The sequence below is a fragment of the Dyella sp. EPa41 genome (genome assembly GCF_016586165.1).
GTDB lineage: Bacteria > Pseudomonadota > Gammaproteobacteria > Xanthomonadales > Rhodanobacteraceae > Dyella.
This window is the reverse complement of the sequence record NZ_BCPR01000002.1, coordinates 45,311-65,997: the sequence shown is the minus strand read 5'-3', so window position 1 is coordinate 65,997 and position 20,687 is coordinate 45,311. Positions and strand designations below refer to the sequence as shown.

The 20,687-nt window shown below is 65.9% G+C and carries 23 protein-coding genes; 8 read left to right on the top strand and 15 right to left on the bottom strand.

The genetic code is table 11. The annotated features are described in order from the left end of the window. Positions 1-181 precede the first annotated feature (181 nt). The 5 genes from ung to JMF82_RS01150 all read right to left on the bottom strand — a co-directional run bounded on the left by ung (position 182) and on the right by JMF82_RS01150 (position 5,371). Complete coding sequence (ung, locus tag JMF82_RS01170; protein ID WP_201312700.1) at positions 182-883, bottom strand: uracil-DNA glycosylase; 702 nt, start codon at positions 881-883, stop codon at positions 182-184. Next, complete coding sequence (locus tag JMF82_RS01165) at positions 880-1,722, bottom strand: response regulator (RefSeq protein ID WP_201312699.1); 843 nt, start codon at positions 1,720-1,722, stop codon at positions 880-882. The genes ung and JMF82_RS01165 overlap by 4 nt, the downstream gene beginning before the upstream one ends. Before the next feature lie 145 nt (positions 1,723-1,867). Further along, positions 1,868-2,860 carry a permease-like cell division protein FtsX gene (ftsX, locus tag JMF82_RS01160; RefSeq protein ID WP_236585237.1) on the bottom strand — a complete coding sequence of 331 codons (993 nt, stop codon included), beginning with the start codon at positions 2,858-2,860 and terminating at the stop codon, positions 1,868-1,870. Further along, entirely contained in the window at positions 2,857-3,534 is a 678-nt protein-coding gene (gene ftsE, locus JMF82_RS01155) for a cell division ATP-binding protein FtsE (RefSeq protein WP_201312698.1), read from the bottom strand. Before ftsE ends, ftsX begins: the two co-directional genes overlap by 4 nt. 139 nt (positions 3,535-3,673) lie before the next feature. Continuing rightward, positions 3,674-5,371, bottom strand: a complete 1,698-nt coding sequence (locus JMF82_RS01150; protein WP_201312697.1) for a DEAD/DEAH box helicase — start codon at positions 5,369-5,371, stop codon at positions 3,674-3,676. 454 nt (positions 5,372-5,825) lie between these two features. Between JMF82_RS01150 and trxA the strand changes: the two genes are divergently transcribed. Both trxA and rho read left to right on the top strand, forming a co-directional pair. Beyond that, positions 5,826-6,176, top strand: a complete 351-nt coding sequence (trxA, locus tag JMF82_RS01145) for a thioredoxin TrxA (protein ID WP_201312696.1) — start codon at positions 5,826-5,828, stop codon at positions 6,174-6,176. Between the two features lie 183 nt (positions 6,177-6,359). Further along, positions 6,360-8,099, top strand: coding sequence for a transcription termination factor Rho (gene rho / locus JMF82_RS01140; RefSeq protein WP_201312695.1), 1,740 nt, complete (start codon positions 6,360-6,362; stop codon positions 8,097-8,099). Between the two features lie 175 nt (positions 8,100-8,274). Here rho and JMF82_RS01135 read toward each other — a convergent pair whose 3' ends face one another. From JMF82_RS01135 to JMF82_RS01120, 4 genes are all read right to left on the bottom strand, one after another. Continuing rightward, positions 8,275-8,856, bottom strand: coding sequence for an OmpA family protein (locus tag JMF82_RS01135; RefSeq protein WP_201312694.1), 582 nt, complete (start codon positions 8,854-8,856; stop codon positions 8,275-8,277). A gap of 260 nt (positions 8,857-9,116) precedes the next feature. Then, complete coding sequence (locus JMF82_RS01130; protein ID WP_201312693.1) at positions 9,117-9,317, bottom strand: hypothetical protein; 201 nt, start codon at positions 9,315-9,317, stop codon at positions 9,117-9,119. 138 nt (positions 9,318-9,455) lie between these two features. Then, entirely contained in the window at positions 9,456-9,689 is a 234-nt protein-coding gene (locus JMF82_RS01125; RefSeq protein WP_201312692.1) for a hypothetical protein, read from the bottom strand. 3 nt (positions 9,690-9,692) lie between these two features. Further along, the gene (locus JMF82_RS01120; RefSeq protein WP_236585236.1) at positions 9,693-10,088 is read right to left on the bottom strand and encodes a GFA family protein; all 396 of its coding nucleotides are present in this window, start codon (positions 10,086-10,088) and stop codon (positions 9,693-9,695) included. A 280-nt stretch (positions 10,089-10,368) separates the two neighbouring features. On the opposite strand from JMF82_RS01120, the gene JMF82_RS01115 reads away from it, so the two are divergent. Together JMF82_RS01115 and JMF82_RS01110 are read left to right on the top strand one after the other, a co-directional pair. Continuing rightward, a complete protein-coding gene (locus JMF82_RS01115) occupies positions 10,369-11,199 on the top strand; it encodes an endonuclease/exonuclease/phosphatase family protein (protein WP_236585246.1) in 831 nt (276 codons plus the stop codon). Between the two features lie 454 nt (positions 11,200-11,653). Beyond that, entirely contained in the window at positions 11,654-12,430 is a 777-nt protein-coding gene (locus JMF82_RS01110) for a hypothetical protein (protein WP_201312690.1), read from the top strand. Positions 12,431-12,497: 67 nt separating this feature from the next. On the opposite strand, the gene rsgA is transcribed toward JMF82_RS01110, so the two are convergent. Together rsgA and JMF82_RS01100 are read right to left on the bottom strand one after the other, a co-directional pair. Further along, a complete protein-coding gene (gene rsgA, locus JMF82_RS01105; protein WP_201312689.1) occupies positions 12,498-13,550 on the bottom strand; it encodes a ribosome small subunit-dependent GTPase A in 1,053 nt (350 codons plus the stop codon). Between the two features lie 300 nt (positions 13,551-13,850). After that, positions 13,851-14,903 (bottom strand): LacI family DNA-binding transcriptional regulator, encoded by a 1,053-nt coding sequence (locus JMF82_RS01100; RefSeq protein ID WP_201312688.1) that lies wholly within the window; start codon positions 14,901-14,903, stop codon positions 13,851-13,853. Between the two features lie 161 nt (positions 14,904-15,064). Between JMF82_RS01100 and JMF82_RS01095 the strand changes: the two genes are divergently transcribed. Next, positions 15,065-15,892: a class I SAM-dependent methyltransferase gene (locus JMF82_RS01095; protein WP_236585235.1), complete on the top strand. Its 828-nt coding sequence runs from the start codon at positions 15,065-15,067 to the stop codon at positions 15,890-15,892. A 23-nt stretch (positions 15,893-15,915) separates the two neighbouring features. Here JMF82_RS01095 and JMF82_RS01090 read toward each other — a convergent pair whose 3' ends face one another. Together JMF82_RS01090 and JMF82_RS01085 are read right to left on the bottom strand one after the other, a co-directional pair. Continuing rightward, positions 15,916-16,581 carry a glutathione S-transferase family protein gene (locus JMF82_RS01090; RefSeq protein WP_201312687.1) on the bottom strand — a complete coding sequence of 222 codons (666 nt, stop codon included), beginning with the start codon at positions 16,579-16,581 and terminating at the stop codon, positions 15,916-15,918. Positions 16,582-16,625: 44 nt separating this feature from the next. Then, positions 16,626-17,303, bottom strand: coding sequence for a glutathione S-transferase family protein (locus JMF82_RS01085; protein WP_201312686.1), 678 nt, complete (start codon positions 17,301-17,303; stop codon positions 16,626-16,628). Between the two features lie 114 nt (positions 17,304-17,417). Here JMF82_RS01085 and JMF82_RS01080 point away from each other — a divergent pair, with 114 nt between their 5' ends. Then, on the top strand, positions 17,418-17,999 hold the full coding sequence (locus JMF82_RS01080) for a TetR/AcrR family transcriptional regulator (protein WP_201312685.1): 582 nt from the start codon (positions 17,418-17,420) through the stop codon (positions 17,997-17,999). Positions 18,000-18,127: 128 nt separating this feature from the next. Beyond that, positions 18,128-18,655 carry a PH domain-containing protein gene (locus JMF82_RS01075; RefSeq protein WP_201312684.1) on the top strand — a complete coding sequence of 176 codons (528 nt, stop codon included), beginning with the start codon at positions 18,128-18,130 and terminating at the stop codon, positions 18,653-18,655. An 86-nt stretch (positions 18,656-18,741) separates the two neighbouring features. Here JMF82_RS01075 and JMF82_RS01070 read toward each other — a convergent pair whose 3' ends face one another. Beyond that, entirely contained in the window at positions 18,742-19,791 is a 1,050-nt protein-coding gene (locus tag JMF82_RS01070; protein ID WP_201312683.1) for an alpha/beta hydrolase, read from the bottom strand. A 213-nt stretch (positions 19,792-20,004) separates the two neighbouring features. Between JMF82_RS01070 and JMF82_RS01065 the strand changes: the two genes are divergently transcribed. Continuing rightward, the gene (locus JMF82_RS01065) at positions 20,005-20,238 is read left to right on the top strand and encodes a hypothetical protein (protein WP_201312682.1); all 234 of its coding nucleotides are present in this window, start codon (positions 20,005-20,007) and stop codon (positions 20,236-20,238) included. 53 nt (positions 20,239-20,291) lie between these two features. Here JMF82_RS01065 and JMF82_RS01060 read toward each other — a convergent pair whose 3' ends face one another. After that, a complete protein-coding gene (locus JMF82_RS01060) occupies positions 20,292-20,648 on the bottom strand; it encodes a hypothetical protein (RefSeq protein WP_236585234.1) in 357 nt (118 codons plus the stop codon). Positions 20,649-20,687: the final 39 nt, after the last annotated feature.

Genomic DNA, 20,687 nt, shown 5'->3' with positions numbered 1-20,687 from the left:
AACCTCCTGAATGAGGGATCAGCTTAGCACTCGGGTAGAGAGAGTGCTAAAGGCCCCGGCAAGTTCCGCGGCCTTTGATGAACTGAATAGTACAGGAATTTGGGACACACGTCCAGTGGTGCATCCCAGGGGAGGCTCCACTTTGCCTGGCGGGCGGTTCAGCAGCGGTGAAAAGCCCGTTTCAGCCGAGTTCGGCGCGGGGCGGAAGGGACCAGTCGATCGGGGCCACCCCGCGGCTTTCCAGGTACCGGTTGGCCGCCGAGAAGTGGCCGCAACCCAGGAAGCCTCGGTGCGCCGACAAAGGAGATGGGTGCACGGACCGCAAAATGCAATGGCGGCGGGCATCTATGAGCTGGCCCTTCCTCTGGGCATAGGACCCCCACAGCATGAACACCAGGCCCTCCCGCTCGCGGTTGAGGGCATCGATGGCGGCATCGGTGAAGCCTTCCCAGCCCTTGCCCTGGTGGGAGCCGGCCATGCCCTGTTGCACGGTGAGCGTGGCGTTGAGCAGCAAGACGCCCCGGTCGGCCCAGGGCGTAAGGCAACCGTGGTCCGGCGGCGCGATGCCCAGATCCCGGTGGATCTCCTTGAAGATGTTCTGCAGCGACGGGGGCACCTGCACGCCCGGCCGCACGGAGAAGCACAGGCCGTGGGCCTGGTTCGGCCCGTGGTACGGGTCCTGCCCCAGGATCACCACCCGCACGGCATCGAACGGGGTGTGGTCGAAGGCGGCGAAGATGTCCGGGCCCGGCGGGTAGATGACCTTGCCGGCCTGCTTCTCCGAACGGAGGAAGGCCGACAGCGCCTGCATGTCCGGGCGCCCGAGATAGTCACCGATACGGTCCTTCCAGGACGGCTCCAGCCTCACGCGATCCTCGGTCATGCCGCCTCGCCGTGTTCGCGCAGGTGCTGTGACACGCGCAACTGGAACAGCAGCTTGGTGATCAGCAGCCTTTCCTCGATCGGCTTCTCGACCAGGTCGTTGGCGCCGGTGCGCAGCAGCGCGGCCTGGTTGACCGGGTTCTCGTCGCCCGTCATCACCAGCACGGGCAGGCGGCCCTTGCCGTAGCCGTATTCGCGACGGATGCGCTCGAGCAGGTCACCACCGGTGAGCTCACCCTTGAGGCTGACGTCGGTAAGCACGATGTCGGCGCCCACCTTGCCTTGCTCGCGCGCGGTCTCCAGCAGCGCCAGCGCATCCTCGGCGCTGATCACATGGCGCACGGTCAGGCCATGCTTCTCAAGAATGCGGCGGGTGGCCAGCGCCACCACGCGGCTGTCCTCCACATACAGCACTTCGCCCTCGGCCGAGTCGACCGGGCGCACGTAGCCGCGAATGAAGTCCGCGAGGGCCTGGAAGCCCAGCGATTTGTCGAAGTAATCGGTGACGTCCTCGCCAAGGGTGCGGCTGTGCAGGCGATCATCGACGTCGCCCGATACCACCACGATGGGGACATAGGCCTGTGCCGCCGACTCCCGCACATGGCGCGCCAGCTCGAGGCCGTCGATGTCCGGCAGGCGCAGCGCGATGGTGATGAAGTCGAACGCGCCGCCCTCGAGCAGCTCCTTCGCTTCCGCCCCCGAACCGGCGCCGACCACTTCCGATTCCGGCAGCTCGGCCTTCAGCACACGGGCGATCAGCTGGCGCACCACCTTGGAACCGTCCACGACCAGCACCCGGGGCGCCGTTCCCATCACTCGACTGCTGAAACTCGTACTCATCCCCTGTCATCCACCTCTTGGCCGGGATTCCCTATCCCTGTCCCCCGGGTGCAATCCTCCGGCACCACGATCCCAGGCCGGTATCTTGCACCGGTAAACCACCACCCGCATGACTACTTGGCGCGGACGTGAGCCCGCGCACGCTTCACGCGGCCTTGCGCAACTGCCAGGCGCTCACCAGCCGGGCACCCAGCCAGCCCAGCACCGCCGATGCCACCGGCACCGCGGCCAGCAGCCAGACCGGCAGCACGTTGATCTGCAGCTTGCCGGCGTAGACCTGGCCCAGGCGGGCGACCGGTTCGGCCAGCGCCCATTCCACCAGCACCGCGAAACCGACCGCCAGCAGGCCGCCGAACAGGCCATACCAGATGCCGGCATACAGGTAAGGGCGGCGCACGAAGGCACGGCTCGCGCCCACCAGCATCAGCACGCCGATTTCCTCGCTGCGGCTGGAGATATCCACGCGCACCGTATTGCCCACCACCAGCAGCACCGCCACCGCAAGCAGCACCGCGAGAATCAGCACCGCGCGCTCACCCACGCCGAGCAGCGCCTCCAGGCGCTGGCGCCAGGTGCCGCCGTCCTGAACCTGGTCCACGCCCTGCATGCCGCGCACGTCGGCCACGAGGCTGTCGACGCTGTCGGCGGTGACGTCCGCCTTGGGCAGCACTTCGAGCACATAAGGCAGCGGGTTGGCATCCAGGGTATGCAGCGCACCGGAGAAGCCCTGCATCCTGGCCAGCTCGTCCATGCCCTGCTGCGGGGTCTTGACCGTCACCGCAGCCACGCTCGCGTGATCGCGCAGCTTCTTCGCCATCAAATCGGCGGAGGACGCGCTCTGGCTCGGCTGCAGGAACACGCTGATGGTCTGGTTCTGGCCCAAGGCCTCGCCCATCTTCTGCACGTTGCCGAGCAGCAGGTAGAACGTAAGCGGCAGCGCCAGCGCTATCGCCATCACCGCGACCGTGAGCAGCGTGCCGACCGGGCGCGACATCAACCGGCGCAAGCTCGCCGCCGCGCTCCAGCCGTGATGCTCGCGCCAGCTCGCCACCGGCCGGGCGCGATGGCGACCGCTCCGCCCGTGCGTTTCCGACAGCAGCGGGCTTTCGTTGAGCGGCATGTCGGTCTGCGTGTTCACAGGACCTCCTCGGAAGCGATGTCGGCCACCAGGCGGCCATGATCCAACACCACCACGCGCTTCTTCATGCGCTTGATCAACGGCAGGTCATGGCTGGCGATGAGCACCGTGGTGCCCACCTGCTGGAATTCGGCGAACAGGCCCATGATTTCCACCGCCAGGGTCGGGTCGAGGTTGCCGGTGGGCTCGTCGGCGATCAGCAGCATGGGCTTGGCCACGATGGCGCGCGCGATGCCCACGCGCTGCTGTTCGCCCGCCGACAGCGTGGCGGGCAACTGGCGTTCGTAGGAAAGCAGCCCCACTTTTTCGAGGGCCGCGCGCACGCGCTTGCTGCGATCGCCCGGTGCCATGCCGCCGATCATCAGCGGCAGCTCGACGTTGGCGAACACGGTACGGTCCATCAGCAGGCGGTGGTCCTGGAACACCATGCCGATGCGCCGGCGCAGTTTCGGAATGCCACCGCGGCCAACCTTGCCAAGGTTCTGCCCGTCCAGCGTGATGTTGCCGTGCGAGGGGCGCTCGATCAGGCCGAGCAGCTTGAGCAGCGTGCTCTTGCCCGCACCGGAATGGCCGGTGACGAAAGCCATCTCGCCGGCCGCCACTTCAAAGGAAAGTTGAGACAGGGCCTCGTGGCCGCCTTCATAGCGCTTGCTGACTTGGTCGAAGCGGATCACCGCGTGTCCCCGATCCTGGATGTCGCATTGGCGACAAGGATAAGGGAAGCACGGGCGAAGGTCAGGCGATTTGTGTGCACCGGCTGCCGCGGATCCGCTCCGCGACAGCCCTGCGTAGGCGCGTCGCGCGCGCCGGTGCTCAGCGACCGGTGAAGAACCGGCTCAGGCGGCGGAAGAAGCCCACCTTCTTGGGTGCGCTTTCGCCCTGCACGCCCGAGGTGATCGCCACATGGCGCGACGGGCGCGAGTGGTTGGCGTCATTGCCGGCGCGCTCACGCTGCTGGCGACGCTCGCCGCGCTGGCCACGGCCTTCGGCCGGTGCCGAGGTTTCCGTCGCCGCCACCTCGCCTTCGCGACGGCGATTGCGACCGCCACGACGGCGGCGGCGCTTGCGCGCAGCGCCATCACCGGAGGCATCTTCGGCGGGGTTGGCCTCCGCCGCCACGACCTTTTCAGGCTTGGCGGCGGCCGGAGCTTCCGCACGCGGCTTGCGCGGTTCGCGCGGCTTGTCGCTGCGCGGACGATCGCCATCGCGGCCGCCGCGGCTGCGCGGGCGTCCATGCGAGCCGTCCTTGTCGCCGCGCTGCTCCACCTTGTCGCCAAACGCGGCGCTGTCCTCGGCCGCTTCGGCCATGAACTGGGCATCCTGCTCGCGTGCCTTGGGCATCACCAGCATGTCCGCCTCGATGTTGGCGACCGGGATGCGCTGGCCGATGTAGCTTTCGATGTCCGGCAGGCTCATGGCGTACAGGTCGCAGGCGAAGCTGATGGCGTCGCCCTCGGCACCCAGGCGCGCGGTGCGGCCGATGCGGTGCACGTAGTCTTCGGCATCCTGCGGCAGGTCGTAGTTGAACACGTGGCTGACCGCCGGGATGTGCAGGCCACGCGCGGCCACGTCGGTGCACACGAGGATGTCGAGCTGGCTTTCCTGGAAGCGCTGCAGCAGCTTCTGGCGCTTGAGCTGCGGCACGTCGCCGGACAACGCGCCGACGCGATAACCCTGGCGCTTGAGACGATCGGTGATCTTCTCGGCCGCCGCCTTGGTGTTGACGAAGATGATGCTGCGCGTGGGCGTGGTGCGCTCAAGCAGGTTGAGCAGCAGCGGCATCTTCTCTTCCTTGGCGGGGAAGTAGACGACCTGGCGCACCCGGTCGGCGGTGACGTTTTCCGTCTCCACTTCGAGCTTCTCGGCGTTGTGCATGTGCTCGTACGCCAGCTCCAGCACGCGGTGGCTCAGCGTGGCGGAGAACAGCAGCACCTGGCGCTGCTCGCGCGCCGGCAGGCGGCGGAAGATGAAGCGCACGTCCTTGATGAAGCCGAGGTCGAACATGCGGTCCGCCTCGTCGATCACCATCACTTCCACGCCTTCGAAGCCGAACACGTGCTGCTTGTAGTAGTCGAGCAGGCGGCCCGGCGTGGCGATGATGATGTCGCAGCCGTCCTTGAGCTGCTGGCGCTGCTTGTCGTAGTCGACGCCGCCGTAGATCAGCGCGGTGCGCAGGCCGGTGTGGCGACCGATGGCCTTGGCGTCCTTCTCGATCTGGATGGCCAGCTCGCGGGTGGGCGCGATCACCAGGGCGCGCGGGTCGCTGTCCTTGCGCTCGGCCACGGCAGGCGTGGTGAGCAGGCGATTCATCATCGCCACCAGGAAGGCGCAGGTCTTGCCGGTGCCGGTCTGGGCCTGGCCCGCCACGTCACGGCCGGTGAGCGCGACCGGCAGGGTCAGCGCCTGGATCGGCGTGCAGCGGGTGAAGCCGGCCTCGTCGAGACCTTTCTGGAGCAGCGGGTGGAGATCGAAATTGGTGAAAAAAGTATCAGTGAGTACGGTTTGAGACATTGCTTATGGAGACTCTGGTACGGGCGGCGCCATCAGCGGCGGCCGCCCGGCTCCTTGCCGGTGAGACGCTACAAGGAACAAGGTGGATGATCGGCGCAGCCAGAGGGCACGGCGGCAGGCCCAATCGTGAGATTGCGCGTGCCGGCGACGCTTGCCATGGCGGGCGCCGGAGGGAGCGGCGGTAATCCGGCAGCTCCGCTGGCATAGGTCAAAGGATTGCGCCCGCGTAAGGGCTTGTCCCGCAAGGAAAACCCTTTCACCTATGTCAACGGAGCCGCCTGGGACAGCCCTTGAATCGCTTGAATCGTGCCCCGAGTTACGTTGGAATGGAGGCCTGCCGCAATGGCATCAGCCTTCCTTCCAGTACGATCCCGCGCTTCATGGGCGCCCCAGTGTAGCCGATGCTGGGCGCGAGGTCGTGAAAGCCCCATCCCGCCTACCTTCGGAGACCCCGGTGAGCGACCTGATTACCCATGTAAGCGATGACGCCTTCGAGCAGGAAGTGCTCAATTCCGATACGCCCGTGCTGCTCGACTTCTGGGCGGAATGGTGCGGCCCGTGCAAGGCCATCGCGCCGATCCTGGACGAGCTGGCCCAGCAGTACCAGGGCAAGCTGCGCATCGCCAAGATCAACATCGACCATAACCAGAAGACGCCCCGCAACTACGGCGTCCGTGGCATCCCGACCCTGATGGTGTTCAAGAACGGCAAGGTCGAAGCCACCCAGATCGGCGCGGTCAACAAGGGCGCGCTGACCCAGCTGATCGACAAGGCCATCGCCCAGCCGGTCGACAAGGCCGTCTGACGCGTCTTCGCGCCCAGCGCGATCCGCGAAGGCTTTTGTGAACTTTACCGGCCGCGGCGCTTTACGCCGCCGCGGACCGGGTGCTAGATTTCTTCTCGTCCGTCGGGACAGTCCTGTCCCCCGCGCCGTCCGCGCAACGCAACCTTCCCTCCTTTTCCAACGGCGCCCCGCAGAGGTTTGCCCGTGTCTGATATCGAAAGCAAAGAAACCAACGACGCCAAGGGCGCCGACGCCAAACCTGTGGCCGAAACCCGTACGCGCGCGCCGCGCAAATCCGCGGCCGCGGCCGCTGCGGCCGCCGAAAAGGCCGACAAGCAGCCCCAGCTCGACATGCCGCCGCTGCCGCCCATTGAGCGCGCCGCGCCGCCGGCCGTCGAAGCCCCTGCCCCTGTCCCCGCACCGGCTGCCGAATCGGCGCCTCAGGGCGAGGGCGGCCAGCGCCAGCCGCAGGAAGCCCGCGAGGGCGGCCAGCAGCAGGGCGGCAACGGCAACCCGCAGCAGTTCAACCGCAATGATCGCGACGGCCGCGGTCGTCGCCGTCGCCACGAACGCAACCAGCAGCGTGGCCAGGGCGGCGGTGGCGGCAACCCGCAGCATCCGCGCAACAACAACGGCCTGCCGGTGGACGATGACTACGCCGATGCCGGCAGCAACGACCGCCTGATCAACCTCACGGAGCTCAAGCGCAAGAACGCGATCCAGCTGCTGGAATTCGCGGAGTCGCTGGGCATCCAGGAAGGCGTCGCGCGCGCCCGCAAGCAGGACGTGATCTTCTCCATCCTCAAGGCGCATGCCCGCTCCGGCGGTGGCATCTGGGCCGAGGGCGTGCTGGAAATCCTGCAGGACGGTTTCGGCTTCCTGCGCTCGGCGGACGAGTCCTACCTCGCCGGTCCGGACGACATCTACGTCTCCCCCAGCCAGATCCGCCGCTTCAACCTGCGCACCGGCGACTACATCACCGGACGCGTGCGCCATCCGAAGGAAGGCGAGCGTTACTTCGCGATGCTCAAGGTCGACGACATCAACGGCGATCCGCCGGAGGCGTCGAAGAACAAGATGCTGTTCGAGAACCTGACGCCGCTGTTCCCGCGCAAGGCGTTCAAGCTCGAGCGCGGCAACGGCTCCACCGAAGACATCACCGGCCGAATTCTCGACCTGGTGGCGCCGGTGGGTCGCGGCCAGCGCGGCCTCATCGTCTCGCAGCCGAAGTCCGGCAAGACGATGATGCTGCAGAACGTCGCGCAGGCCATCCAGTACAACCATCCGGACGTCCATCTGATCATGCTGTTGATCGACGAGCGCCCGGAAGAAGTGACGGAAATCGCCCGCACGGTGCGTGCGGAAGTGATCTCCTCGACCTTCGACGAGCCGGCCGTGCGCCACGTGCAGGTCGCCGAGATGGTGATCGAGCGCGCCAAGCGCCTGGTCGAGCACAAGAAGGACGTCGTCATCCTGCTCGACTCCATCACCCGTCTCGCCCGTGCCTACAACACCGTGGTGCCGAGCTCCGGCAAGGTGCTCACCGGCGGTGTCGACGCCAACGCCCTGCAGCGCCCGAAGCGCTTCTTCGGCGCCGCGCGCAACGTGGAGGAAGGCGGCAGCCTGACCATCATCGCCACCGCGCTGACCGACACCGGCAGCAAGATGGACGAGGTGATCTACGAAGAGTTCAAGGGCACCGGCAACATGGAAGTGCACCTGAGCCGCCGCATCTCCGAGAAGCGCGTGTACCCGGCCATCGACATCAACCGCTCCGGCACCCGCCGCGAAGACCTGCTGATCGAGCCGGACCTGCTCTCCAAGATCTGGATCCTGCGCAAGCTGCTGCATCCGATGGACGAGCTGGCCGCGATGGAGTTCATGCTCGACAAGATGAAGAACACCAAGTCCAACGACGAGTTCTTCAATTCGATGAAGCGCTGACCGCCAGCGCTTCGCGAAGATGCAAAGGCCGCCTTCGGGCGGCCTTTGTCGTTTGCGTTACAAGCGACTTTCACCGTCTGCGGATGCCAGCCACGCAACCTGGCATCCGCAGAGGAAAGGGGCGGGCACCTCATGAAGGCCCCGCCCCATGCGGCTCTCCGGCGCTCGCGATAGATCAGGTACTACCCGTGAAATCCGTCACCAGGGTCACGCGGCGGTTCGGCTGGCCTTCGTCGCCGTGCGCTCCTTTCACCACCTGGCGGTTCTTCACTTCGCCGTAGCCGACGGCGCGGACTTGCTCGGCGTTGAGGCCACCGGTCTGGATCAGGTAGTCGCGGACGGCTTCGGCGCGCTTTTGCGCGAGGCGGCGGTTGTGGGCTGCGCTGCCGGACGGGTCGGCGAAGCCTTCGGCGGTGATCACGGCGTTGGAGTGGTGATCCTTGATGATCTTGGCGAAATCATCGAGCTGCTTCTTGTCGTCGTCACGAATGGTCGACTGGTTGGTGTCGAAATGCGCGATGGTGTTGACGCTGATGCGACCCTGCATGGCGGTGATCTGAGAGTCGTACTGCGCGAACTTCTGCTGCATCTCCTGCTTGATCGAATCGATTTCCTGCTGCTGCTTCTGGTCATTGCCGCGAAGCTCGGTAATGGCGGCATCGTAATCGGTCTTCTTGACGAAGTCGGAACAGCCGCAGAGCGCGACGATCATTGCACCAGCGAATGCACGAACGACGTAGGTGGTATGGCGTGCCATGGGTTGGTCTCCTCTTGTTTGGCTTCATGCGTGCGCCTGCCCTGGACAGCAGAGCAGCTGCATGCCGAGAGACCCCGCCCCCTACGTCAGGCGGAACGCGCTGAAGCCTCCCGGTTGTCACGCATGCCACAGCCATGCAGGCACGCGCACACACCGACCCACCGCAGCCATCAACCGCCTGACCGCGGTCTCACGAGACACTGCGCCAGCAAGCCGAAAGACCAGATGAAGATGAAGGCGCCTTTTTTGTTAAGGCGGACTCACGATGGACGTCGAGTCACCTTTCTGAATCGGCGCTCCTGGACAAGCCACATCGCCACGCCGAAGCCCACGCCGGCGATCAGCCATAAAAGCGCCGACTGCAGCGTGGTCAGCCGGGGATGCGGGATGAGATACGTCATGGTGAAAAACATCGGCAGGCCGTAGAAGACCACGCCGCTGCGCAGCACGAAGCGCCACATGCCCCGCTCACGCGTCCTTGCCCAACGGTCGAACTCTCCGGATTGCATGTCCCTTCCCGCCCTGCCGCATCACGTGTGCGGCCCGACGCACGGAACGCGCGAGCGCTCCATGCGTTGAAAGCCATCGACAAGTATGGATCAAAATTCCTTCCAGAGATCGCCCGACGTCGCGAGTCCGGGGGGGGCCGGCGGCTTCGCCGGGCATGCCGCGATCGGCACGGACCACGCTGGCATGGATGATGCCGCGCGCGCACCGCCGGCGCCGTTTGGGCCGGTGCTTTCCACTGCCGGCGAGTCGCCCTGCACCGTGGACCAGGCGACCTGCTTCATCAGCACGCGCGAAAGATCCAGCGTGTTGCGGCTGGCCACCATGCGCTATGCCATGTGCTCGATGTCTTCAGGGAGTTGCACCCACGGATGCATGCATTCTTCGAAGACCGAGATATGGGGCGTGGGGAATGCGGGATTGGCGAAGGCACCTACCGGCACGCCGATCAGCCCTTCCACCGAATCCAGACGGTAAAACACGGTGGAACCACACACGGGACAGAAATGAAACGTGGCGCTCTGGCCGGTATCGCCCTTGCGTACATACGCGGTCGCATGGCCGCGGATCACCACGCTCCCTTCACGGAAGCGCGCCTGTACGCCGAACACGCTGCCCGTGCGGCGCTGGCAGGCATGGCAATGGCAGATGGATACGCGCAGGGGTTCTTCCGTCGTGCGCAACATGAGCTGGCGGCAACTGCAGGTGGCGACGCGCTGGGTCATGGCCGCGGCTTCCCTGATCCGATGGCGCGGCGTCCCGGCGCCCGCGAGGCAGCCTGTGCGGGGTACGCGGCGCGGGGGAAGGATGGACGGGATGCCGCGCACGCTTTCGGCGGCACATCGCATTGGATCGGGGTGTCGCTCATGCCGTGCGCGCCGTGGAATGCCGTGTGATGGCGCGCACCTTACCGCAAGCCCGTGCCACCGTGTCGGCGGATCGTGTTACGGTCCCAGCCTTCTCAGCACGCCGGAGGTGATCGTGTCCCTGTTCCGTCCTCGTCTGATGTCCCTGTTGTTCGCCATGCTGGCTTCCGCGAGCCTTCCGGCCGCCGCGCAGACACTGCGCGTCATGAGCTTCAACGTGCGCACGCCCGTGGCCGCCGATGGCCCCAATCGCTGGGAGGCACGCCGCGATATTTTCGTGCGGACCATCCGTGAGCAGCATCCCGACCTGATGGGCACGCAGGAGCTGCACAAGGAACAGGGCGACTACGTGGTGAGCAAGCTGCCCGAATACACCTGGTTCGGCATCGACCGCTTCGGCGGCCATGCCGACGAGCACATGGGCGTGTTCTACCGGAAGGACGTGCTGCGCCTGAAGGACTCGGGCAACTTCTGGCTCTCCGACACCCCCGACAAGCCCGGCAGCATCACCTGGGGACATCCACTCCCGCGCATGGTGACCTGGGCGCTGTTCGAGGAGATCGCCACGGGCAAGACGTTCTACTACTACAACACGCACCTTCCCTACCGCGACGAAGACGAACCGGCGCGCCTCAAAGGCGCCCAGGAGATCGTCGCGCGAATCGCGGCACTGCCCAAGGACGTGCCATTCATCCTCACCGGTGATCTCAACACCACGCCCGCCAGCCCGACCTACGCGCTGCTGGTGAAAACCCTGCAGGATGCCCGTGTCGCGTCGCCGAAGGTCGAAGGCCCGGAGAAGACCTTCCACAACTTCACCGGCCAGCCGGACCAGCGCATCGACTTCATCCTGACCCGCGGTTTCACGCCGACGCACTACGCCACCGTGACCACGCAGGAAAACGGGCGCTATCCGTCGGACCATTTCCCGGTCGTCACCGACCTGTCCTGGGCATCGGCCAGGCACTGACCCGTACGGCGACCCTGTCGCGCTTCAGCCAGCGCACTTTGGCACCGCAAGGCCGCCCCATGGGCGGCCTATGCTTTTCGGCGTATTTCCACTTCGCGCCCCCGGCGCAACATTCGTACGGCCGCCCGGCTTTGCTTCAGGCAGACGCGCCACGCCATCCGCCCTTTCGCGATCGGCTTCACGCAAACCTGCCGCCATCGACCAAGTCGGGATGCGCCATGCTCGATCACCCACCACGCTCCCTTTCCGACACGCCGGGCACGACGACGCCACAGCGCGTTGCGTCACCCTACCCACAACGCGTTGCCGACACGTCGTGTCCGTCGTTCTTTCGTTCCCCCTGTGGCAGAACCCTCACTCCACGCTGTTGCCTTCGTGATCGACCGTTCTCGCGCCTTCGCTGCACAACGCGACCGCAACCACCATCGAGGCTGCCGCCTCAAGGGAGACCATCATGAAATCATCGACGCCCTGGCTGGCCGGCGTGGCCGCCTGCTGCTGCTTCACCGCCGTCGTCGCTGCCGACGCGCCAAAGCCCATGCTCATTCGCGACTACACGGATTTTGTAGCGCCCGCGGACCAGCAGGCCTACGAGGCCGGCATCAAGAGTTACAACCAGTGCCTCAGCCAGCATGGTTTCAAATACACCTGGACCGCCTGGTCCCACGAAACCGGCGATACCTTCGCCTACTCCTACACCACCGATGCCGTGCCGTGGTCGGCCTTCGATGCGATGCATGAAACGGGCAAGGCATGCGACCCCATCTTCCGCACCAGCGTCAATCCGCACCTGAAGAGTGAAGTGAGCGGGTTCGTGCAGGCGCGCAACGACCTGAGCCACATGGCCAAGGGCATGGGCCTGACGGCGCCGTACATCGAGGTGATCGACTTCAAGCTCAAGAACGGGCATGAGCCGCACGAGGCTTTCGTCGATGTCGCCAAGAAGATCGCCGCGGCGGCCGACAAGGCGAAATGGCCCAACAACTACATGATCGGCGAGATGCAACAGGCGGGCCCCGATGCACCGGACTTCGTCGTGGTGATTCCCGCCAAGTCATGGGAAGACCTGGGCAAGGATCCCGAAACGCCGCTGTGGACCATGGTCGAGAACGTGTACGGCAAGCAGGATGCGCAAGCCATGCGCAAATCGCTCAACGACGCCACGGAAAGCAGTTCATCCCACGTGGACAGCTACAACACCGAGCTGACCTACAAGGGCGCGAGCAAGTAGTCCCTGCCACGACGGAGGCCGCGTGACGCAGCCTCCGTCGCCTTGGCCTTGCATCCGCCCGCGCCATTCACTGCTCGAGCCTTTCGCGCTTGGCCTGGATGGCGCGCCGCGCGATGGCGCCGAACTGGCGACCATGCTCGCGCTCTTCGCGCTGGTTGCGTTGCGCGCGTGCCGCCTCGCGTTGCAGCTTGCGATAGTTGTCGAGGCGCCGTGCATCCAGCATGCCCTCCACGACCGCCTGGATCACCGCGCAACCGGCATCGTCCTCATGCCGGCAATCGCGGAAACGACACTGCGAGGCGAGCGACTCCACGTCGTCGAACACTGCACCCAGATCCGGCGAAGGGGCGGCGAGCCGCAACTCGCGCATGCCTGGCGTATCGATGACCCACGCACCCATCGCCGTGGGAAACATCTCGCGCGACGTGGTGGTGTGGCGGCCGCGCGCATCGTCCTCGCGAATGTCTCGCGTAAGCTGCATGGCTTCGCCGATCACCCTGTTGGCCAGGGTGGACTTGCCTACGCCGGACGAGCCGACAAAGGCCGCCGTCCTGCCCGGCGCCAACCAGGGCGCCAGTTGTTCCACCGAGGACGCGTCGGTGGCATCCAGGGCCACCACGGCGATCGATGGCGCGAGCCGCTCGGCCATCGCCACGTAGTCGCCTGCGTCATCGCAAAGATCCGCCTTGGTGAGCACCACCACCGGCATGATCGATGCGTCGATCGCCAACGCCAGGTAGCGCTCGAGGCGCGACGGATTGAAGTCGCCATTGCACGAGGACACGATGAACAACACGTCGAGGTTCGCCGCGATGGACTGGCGACGATGACCTTCGCCGGCCGCCACGCGTGCGACCAGCGACTGGCGGTCCAGCAGGCGGATCACGCGATCGGCCTCGTGTTCCACCAAAACCCAGTCGCCCACCGCGATGCCGGCGTCGGCATTGACGTGGTGAGGCACCACCGCCGTGCCATGGCCGCGCGAGGAAAACACGTCCAGGCCACCGCGATGCACCGCCGCGACGCGAGCGGGATAGCCCGCCTCGAAATCGTCGAGCGTCAGATGTCGCGCATATTCAGGCCGCCAGCCGAGCTGGTGGAGGGAAAACGTCGAAAGCATGGGAGCACCCTGCAGACAAAGAGAACGACGGCCAGCCGGGAACGGGGCCGAACGGATCGCCTGGGTGCGAAGCGGAGAGATGAAGCGCGCCAGCGGAAAAGCTGGCCGGAAATCAGAAGCGCGTCGACCCGGCGGAGGCTGCTGCTACAACAATCATTGTCGATTCCTCCTCTTGGTTGGGGTTGATAAGGAGGCGCAGAGTAGCCACGCGCTGCGGCACATGCAAGTGCTGCAAGCCTTTCGTTAGCCATGACGGAACGCATGCGCATGCGTCGACCCACGCCTGCGCTGCCCGTGCGCTCATACGCGCGTCTTGCGACGGCCCTTGGCAGGCAACTCGCGCGGCGCGGGGGCCGTCGACTCACGCAACTGCAGCGAATAAGGCACCTGCACCAGCAGGCCTTTGCCGCGGCCGCGCAACAGTTCCATCAACTGCAACGCGGCAAGCTTGCCCATGTCGCGGCTGGGCTGGCGCACCGTGGTCAGCGGCGGCCACAGTTGCGTGGCCAGCGGCGTGTCGTCGAAGCCGCAGACCGAGAGGTCCTGCGGCACTTTGAGTCCGCGCTCGTTCGCGGCCCACATCACGCCCGCGGCCATATCGTCGTTCGCGGCGAAGATCGCGGTGGGCGGATCGCGCAGCGTGAACAACTGGCGCGCGGCCAGCACGCCCGAGCCGAACGTGAATTCACCTTGCACCACGTACCTCGGATCGTAGGCGATGCCCGCTGCCGCCATCGCGTCCTTGTAGCCATTGAGTCGCCAGCGGCTGGCGCCATGGTTGGCAAAGCCGGCGATGTAGGCGATGCGGCGATGACCCAGCTGCAACAAGTGGTCGACCAGCGCCTTCGCGGCCTTCTGTTCGTCCATGCAGACGCCGATCACGCCCTCATGATTGACCGGCGAAATGCTCGCGTGCGGCACGCCATGTTCCTGCAGGCGCTTGAGCAAGGGCGAGTAGTCGGTAAGCGGCGGCGTCACGATCACGCCATCGATGTGGTGATCGGACACCAGGGCATCGACGCGACGGATGAAGTCCTGGTCACGCACCCGCAGCGGGCACACCATCATGCTGTAGCGATGGGCATCGCAGGCGTCGAGTACGCCGTCCTGGATCTCCGCGAGATACGTCGAGGCCGGGTTGTCGTTGTTGTCATACAGCATCGCCACCAGGAACGAACGGCTGCCGGCCAGGCCGCGCGCGGAGGGGCTGGGCCGGTAGTTCATGGACTCCATCGCCGCCAGCACTTTCTGGCGGGTGGATTCCTTGACCGAGGGCTCCTCGTTGAGCACGCGCGACACCGTCTTCGGCGAGACGCCCGTCGCGCGCGCTACATCTTCCAGGCGTACCCGCATGTCTTCTCCCGGCCGTGCCAAGCTGCCGGGTGACTATGCCTCCGGGACCGGGGCCTTACAAGGCGGCGGGGCCCGCGGAGCGGTGGCTGCGTCCTTGACGCCCGGTCGACCGCGCATGGCCCAGGCTGCCCTCCTCCGAATTGCCGCCCGGGGAAGCGAACATGACCGCCGCGTCATCGCCCATCGATGCCTGGAACGGGCATTCCGGATGTGCCTGGGTCGATCTCCAGCCGGTACTCGATGGCATGTTCCGACCACTCAGGGAGGTGCTGGTCGACGAGGTTCGAGCCCGCAAGCCGCATCGCCTGCTCGATATCGGCTGCGGCACCGGCGATACCACGCTCGCCGCGGCCCGGGCGCTGGGCAAGGACGCCGAATGCACGGGCGTGGACATCTCGCGACCGATGATGGATGCGGCGATCAAGCGCGCACGGCGCGAGCGCTCCACCGCCAGGTTTGTCTGCGACAACGCGCAGACGCACGCCTTCGAGCCCGGCAGCATCGACCTGTTCATCTCGCGCCTCGGCGTGATGTTCTTCGAGCAACCGGTGGCGGCCTTCCTGAACCTCCGGCGTGCCGCGCGCAGCGAGGCCACGTTGTGCTTCATCGCGTGGCGAAGCGCGGACGAGAATCCGTACATGACGGCGGCCGAACGCGCGGCGGCAGCCGTGATCGATCTCCCTGCCCGCCAGCCCGGACCGGGACAGTTCGCGTTCGCGGACAGGGAGCGCACGGCATCCCTGTTGTCGGATGGCGGCTGGCTGGATGTCGACGTCCAGCCGCTCGATGTTACCTGCGCGTATCCCGAAAGCGAGCTGACCCACTATTTCACGCGCCTGGGGCCGGTGGGCGTCGCGATGCAGCAGGCCGATGCCGCGACCCGCGCCCGGGTCGTCGCCGCCGTGCGGCCCGCGTTCGATCCGTTCGTCGATGACGGCGACGTGCGTTTCAACGCGGCATGCTGGGTCATTCGTGCCCGCGCATCGTGAGCGCCTGTTGGGCAACGCAGGCGTTATCGCTGGGGCTGTGCAGGCGCCGTGCCGTCGGCCGCCGCGAAATGCGCCATCTGGTCGGCATGCGCCTTGACGAATGACGGCCTGGCCGTGGCGCGCGCGACATAGCCGCGGCAGGCTGGATGCGCCGCCAGCCCGTCGAAGCGATCGACCAGCCGCAGCACATCCGCCATGACGATGTCGGCGACGGAGAACGCACCCGCCAGCCATTCGCGTTCGGCCAGGACCGCCTCCACATGCGTGAGCCTGGCGCCAAGGAAGTTGTCCAGGAGCTTCCTGCCCGGTGCTTCATCGGCGATGCCGGAAAACACGAAGATCGACCAGGGTACGCTCGCCATCTCCACCGAATTCAGTGCCGCGAACAGCCACTCCATAGCCATGCTCCGTCCGCGCGGATCGATGGGCATCAATGCCTCGCTGCGCAGCCCCAGGTGCATCAGGATGGCGCCGCTCTCGAAGATCGAGATGTCGCCATCCGTCAGCCACGGCACCTGGCCGAAGGGCTGGTGCGCAAAATGGCCGGCGCCGCGCGCGTCGAACGGCACGCTCTCGACGCGATAGGGCCATTTCGCCTCCTCCAGTGCCCAGCGCACGCGCAGGTCGCGCACATAGCCACGCGGCATCTCGGGAACCCAGTCGAAGGTGGTGAGAATCAGCTCGGCCATTCGTGCCTCCTTGGGTGATCAGGACATCGTTGCCGTCGCGTGGCTCAGGCCACGCTGGAGCGGTGTTCCCGCGCGGAATCCCGCGCCGCATCGCGCGTGTTCGCACCATGGACCGGCCACGGGTCCGACCAGGCAGGCAGGCGATCGAGGCCGTCTAGCCAGCGCACGATGTTGGGGAAGTCGGCGAGGGGCATTTCCGACCGGCGCCAGTCGCAGGCCATGGCGGCGAGCTGGAAGTCGGCGATGGTGAGCCGGCCGCACGCCACGAAGTCACGGCCTTCGAGGTGAGCGTCCAGGACGGCGGCAAGTTGCTTCAAGCCGGGGAGCGCCGCGGCCAGCTCGGAGCGATCCGGCGGACCGATGTTGAAGGTTTCCTTCACCACGAACTCGAAATAGAACGGCCCCACCGCGCTTGCCCAGTGGTTGTCGTTCCACGACAGCCAGCGAATGATCTCGACCTGCTCGGCGGGATGGTGCGCCGGCCACATGTCCGAACCTTCCTTGATGCACAGGTAGGCATTGATGGCGGACGATTCCCACAGCACGAAGTCGCCGTCGACCAGGGTCGGCGCCTTGCCGTTGGGGTTGAGCGCCTTGTATTCGGCGGTCTTGAGACCACCGGCTTTCGCATCGACCTGGATGCACTCGGCATCGATGCCGAGATATTTCACCAGCGCCAATACCCGGCGCGGCGCCTGCGCCTTGATCCAGTAGATCTTCATCTTCGATCTCCGCTGTGTTGTCCATGACCGGTGACCGAGGTTACCCCGCCTGAAAATATGTTAAAGAACATATTTTCAGGCCTGCTATACCTATCCCCAAGGAGGGTCGCAGTCATGCCATACAGCCCTGAACACAAGGTGCAGACACGAGCACGCGTGGTGGAGTCCGCACGTCGCCTGTTCAATCGCCACGGCTTCGAGCAGGTCACCATCGACCAGGTCATGGCCTCCGCCGGACTCACGCGCGGCGCGTTCTACCACCATTTCGACAGCAAGGACGATCTCTACGCCGCCGCGGTGGCGAGCTTCGAAACCTGCAACCCGTTCGCCACGGCCAACGCAGACCAGATCGTCGACGATCCCAAGCGCATGGCGCGCATGCTCGTCGACCTGTATCTCAGCGATGAAGTGCTGGAGAACATCGACCTGCACTGCCCGCTCTATGCGTTGCCCTCCGATGTCGCGCGTGCGGGCCTGGAACCGCAGCAGGCGTATACCGACCTCATGCGTGGCATGCGTCATATCTATCGCTGCGCACTCAAGGGCATCCGCGACGCGGACCGCCGCGCCGAGGCGATGGTTGCCCTGTGCGTGGGCGGCATGGTGCTGGCCCGCACCACCAATGACCCCGAGCTGCGCAAATCCCTGCGCGAATCGGCGCGGCTTCAGGCGCTGGCCTTGCTCAAGCAGGATTGAGCGCGGCGGACCTCGGAAGAAGGCCCCACGCGGCGTGAACGGCGGCTCGCCCGCCCATGCCAGCCCATGCCAGAATCGGGCAGACTTTGCGCAGGCAGCAGCACGTATCCATTCCGGGGAGAGGGGCCATGACCGAAGCCAGTGAAGAGCGCAAGCCGTGCCCGGTGTGCGGTGAATCCATCATGGCCGTCGCCAGGAAGTGCCGGTTCTGCGGCACCGATCTCGAGGCGTACCAGGCGGCCCGCGACGCCACGGTCGAGAAGGTGCTCTTCCAGGGACACCCGGCGGTGTTCTACAGCTTCGGGCAATACGTGATCGCGGTGGTCACGCTGGGCATCGCGGCGCTGGTGTACTGGATGCACAGCATCTCGGTGAGCTACACCATCACCACGCAGCGCATCCGCGTGGAGCGCGGCCTGTTGTCGAAAACGCAGGACAACCTCGAGCTGTTCCGCGTCGATCATTTCGATCTGGAGAAGCCGCTCGGCATGCGCCTGCTCGGGCAATGCCTGCTGTGCATGCATTCCTCCGACCGCGACATGCCCAGCGTTCGCCTCTACGGCATCCCGGGCCTGGAAGCCATGGCGGACACGCTGCGCGATTGCTCGCTGCGTGAGCGCACGCGCCGCCGCGTGCTGCCCGTCGAGAACATGTAGGCCAGGTTCCGGTCCGGCACACACGCAAAGGGGCGCCACGGCGCCCCTTTCTTTTGCGATGCGACGACAGGCGCTCGGTGCGGGCCTCAGAACCTGTCGACATCGATCACCGCCTTGGCAAACGCCTCGGGCGCTTCCTGCGGCAGGTTGTGGCCGATGCCGCCGGTGATCAGCCGATGCTCGTACTTGCCGGTGAACTTCCTGGCATACGCGCTGGGTTCGGGATGTGGCGCACCGTTGGTGTCGCCTTCCATCGTGATCGTGGGAGTCGCGATGGCAGGCAGCGTGGCGAGCTTCTTCTCCAGTTCGTCGTACCTGGCTTCGCCCTGCGCCAGCCCCAGGCGCCAGCGATAGTTGTGGATCGCGACGGCCACCTGGTCGGGATTGTCCAGGGCCACCGCAGAGCGGTTGAAGGTGGCATCGTCGAACGCCCACTTCAGCGAGGCGGTCTCCCAGATCAGGCGCGCGAAGTCGTGCGTGTACTTGGCATAGCCCGCGGCGCCGCGCTCGGTGGTGAAGTAGTACTGGTACCACCACTGCTGCTCGGCCTTCGGCGGCAGCGGCGCGCGGTTGAGTTCCTGGCTGCCGATCAGGTAGCCGCTCACCGACACCAGCGCCTTGCAACGCTCCGGCCACAACGCGGCCATGATGTCTGCCGTGCGCGCGCCCCAGTCGAAGCCGGCGACGATCGCCTTCTTGATATGCAACGCGTCGAGCAGTGCCAGGCCGTCGGCGGCCAAGGCGGCCTGCTGGCCGTTGCGCGGCGTATCGGCGGAGAGGAAACGCGTGTCGCCATAACCGCGCAGGTAAGGAATGATCACGCGATACCCGGCGGCCGCCAGGATCGGCGCCACGTCGACAAAGCTGTAGATGTCGTACGGCCAGCCGTGCAACAGCAAGACAGGCTTGCCGTTGGCCGGGCCTTCCTCGGCGTAGGCGATGTCGAGCACATCCGTCTTCACGTGCTTGATCGACGAGAACGAGGTGCGCCCCGCGCGAGCGGCCTCCTTGCCATCGGTGAGGGGTTTGGCCGTCTGCGCATCCGCAAAGGACATCCAGCCGACTTGCGTGGCCGCCAGGCCCAAGGCCGCCGTGCCCAGAAACTTGCGCCTGCGTTGATCGATGTGGTCCGACATGGGGCCTCTCCCGGCTGGTTGATGTGCCGGAATAGAAGACCATGGCGATGTATGGCGATTGTGTGGGCGGCACGGGGCCTTTGCATGTCTATGTATCCAGGGGCGTTCGGACACATTCGGATACAAATCGCCTTCACCGCGGGCTGATCTTTCGGCCCTCGCCACGCAGCGGGCCGGGGCTACCTCTATCGCCGGACACATCGGAACATCAGCGTGCCGCTCGACCTGTTCGATCCCGCCGAACGCCCCGTGCACCAGATGCTGTACGACCGCGCCCGTACCTCCGGCACGCCCTTCGTCAGCTTCGACGGCCCCGACGACATCATGGCGCTCTCGCGCGAGGCGGTTTCGACACCGCACGCTGCGTGCCCAACGACGATCTCAACGCGCACTACTTCATCAGCCTATCGGATGTCCTGGACGTGCCGAGAGGCGAGGCGTTCCTGATTGCGGTGATCCAGCCATCCGGTGAATCGTGGCCCGAAGCGAGAGGGCTGTCCTCATTGGCCGGGCAGCGGCAAGCACTCCATGATCTCGATCGAGTCGCCCGGAAAAATCGTGAAATGGGGATGTCCTTCGAACATCTTGGCGGCGGCTTCATGCGATTGGGCACGCACCACCGTATAGGCCGCCAGGTTGTTGCGAACGCTCTCGATGCCGCCTTTGGAAGCGCGCAGCGTCTTGCCCAAGGGCGCGCCGGTGTCGACGATGGAAGCCTTGTGTGCCTCGACCCATGCGCCCCAGGCCTGCATGCCTTCCTGCTCACGCTTCTTGCGTGCGCCCTCGTCCAAGGCATCCCATCCGGATGCCTTGCGTGATGCTTCGTTGCCGAGATAAACCGCCAGATAGTTCTTCATGATCCGCTCCTCGCTGTGCGTATCCGATATCGGCAGGCG

Excerpts from the sequence above, each read along its gene's own strand:
- JMF82_RS01110 (WP_201312690.1), top strand. The coding sequence starts at position 11,654 with ATGAAATCATCGACGCCCTGGCTGGCCGGCGTGGCCGCCTGCTGCTGC.
- JMF82_RS01070 (WP_201312683.1), bottom strand. The coding sequence starts at position 19,791 with ATGTCGGACCACATCGATCAACGCAGGCGCAAGTTTCTGGGCACGGCG.
- JMF82_RS01095 (WP_236585235.1), top strand. The coding sequence starts at position 15,065 with ATGACCGCCGCGTCATCGCCCATCGATGCCTGGAACGGGCATTCCGGA.
- JMF82_RS01115 (WP_236585246.1), top strand. The coding sequence starts at position 10,369 with ATGTCCCTGTTGTTCGCCATGCTGGCTTCCGCGAGCCTTCCGGCCGCC.
- JMF82_RS01165 (WP_201312699.1), bottom strand. The coding sequence starts at position 1,722 with ATGAGTACGAGTTTCAGCAGTCGAGTGATGGGAACGGCGCCCCGGGTG.
- JMF82_RS01060 (WP_236585234.1), bottom strand. The coding sequence starts at position 20,648 with ATGAAGAACTATCTGGCGGTTTATCTCGGCAACGAAGCATCACGCAAG.
- JMF82_RS01090 (WP_201312687.1), bottom strand. The coding sequence starts at position 16,581 with ATGGCCGAGCTGATTCTCACCACCTTCGACTGGGTTCCCGAGATGCCG.
- rsgA (WP_201312689.1), bottom strand. The coding sequence starts at position 13,550 with ATGCTTTCGACGTTTTCCCTCCACCAGCTCGGCTGGCGGCCTGAATAT.
- ung (WP_201312700.1), bottom strand. The coding sequence starts at position 883 with ATGACCGAGGATCGCGTGAGGCTGGAGCCGTCCTGGAAGGACCGTATC.
- JMF82_RS01135 (WP_201312694.1), bottom strand. The coding sequence starts at position 8,856 with ATGGCACGCCATACCACCTACGTCGTTCGTGCATTCGCTGGTGCAATG.
- JMF82_RS01150 (WP_201312697.1), bottom strand. The coding sequence starts at position 5,371 with ATGTCTCAAACCGTACTCACTGATACTTTTTTCACCAATTTCGATCTC.
- JMF82_RS01080 (WP_201312685.1), top strand. The coding sequence starts at position 17,418 with ATGCCATACAGCCCTGAACACAAGGTGCAGACACGAGCACGCGTGGTG.
- JMF82_RS01085 (WP_201312686.1), bottom strand. The coding sequence starts at position 17,303 with ATGAAGATCTACTGGATCAAGGCGCAGGCGCCGCGCCGGGTATTGGCG.
- JMF82_RS01100 (WP_201312688.1), bottom strand. The coding sequence starts at position 14,903 with ATGCGGGTACGCCTGGAAGATGTAGCGCGCGCGACGGGCGTCTCGCCG.
- JMF82_RS01120 (WP_236585236.1), bottom strand. The coding sequence starts at position 10,088 with ATGACCCAGCGCGTCGCCACCTGCAGTTGCCGCCAGCTCATGTTGCGC.
- JMF82_RS01125 (WP_201312692.1), bottom strand. The coding sequence starts at position 9,689 with ATGGTGGCCAGCCGCAACACGCTGGATCTTTCGCGCGTGCTGATGAAG.
- JMF82_RS01130 (WP_201312693.1), bottom strand. The coding sequence starts at position 9,317 with ATGTGGCGCTTCGTGCTGCGCAGCGGCGTGGTCTTCTACGGCCTGCCG.
- JMF82_RS01075 (WP_201312684.1), top strand. The coding sequence starts at position 18,128 with ATGACCGAAGCCAGTGAAGAGCGCAAGCCGTGCCCGGTGTGCGGTGAA.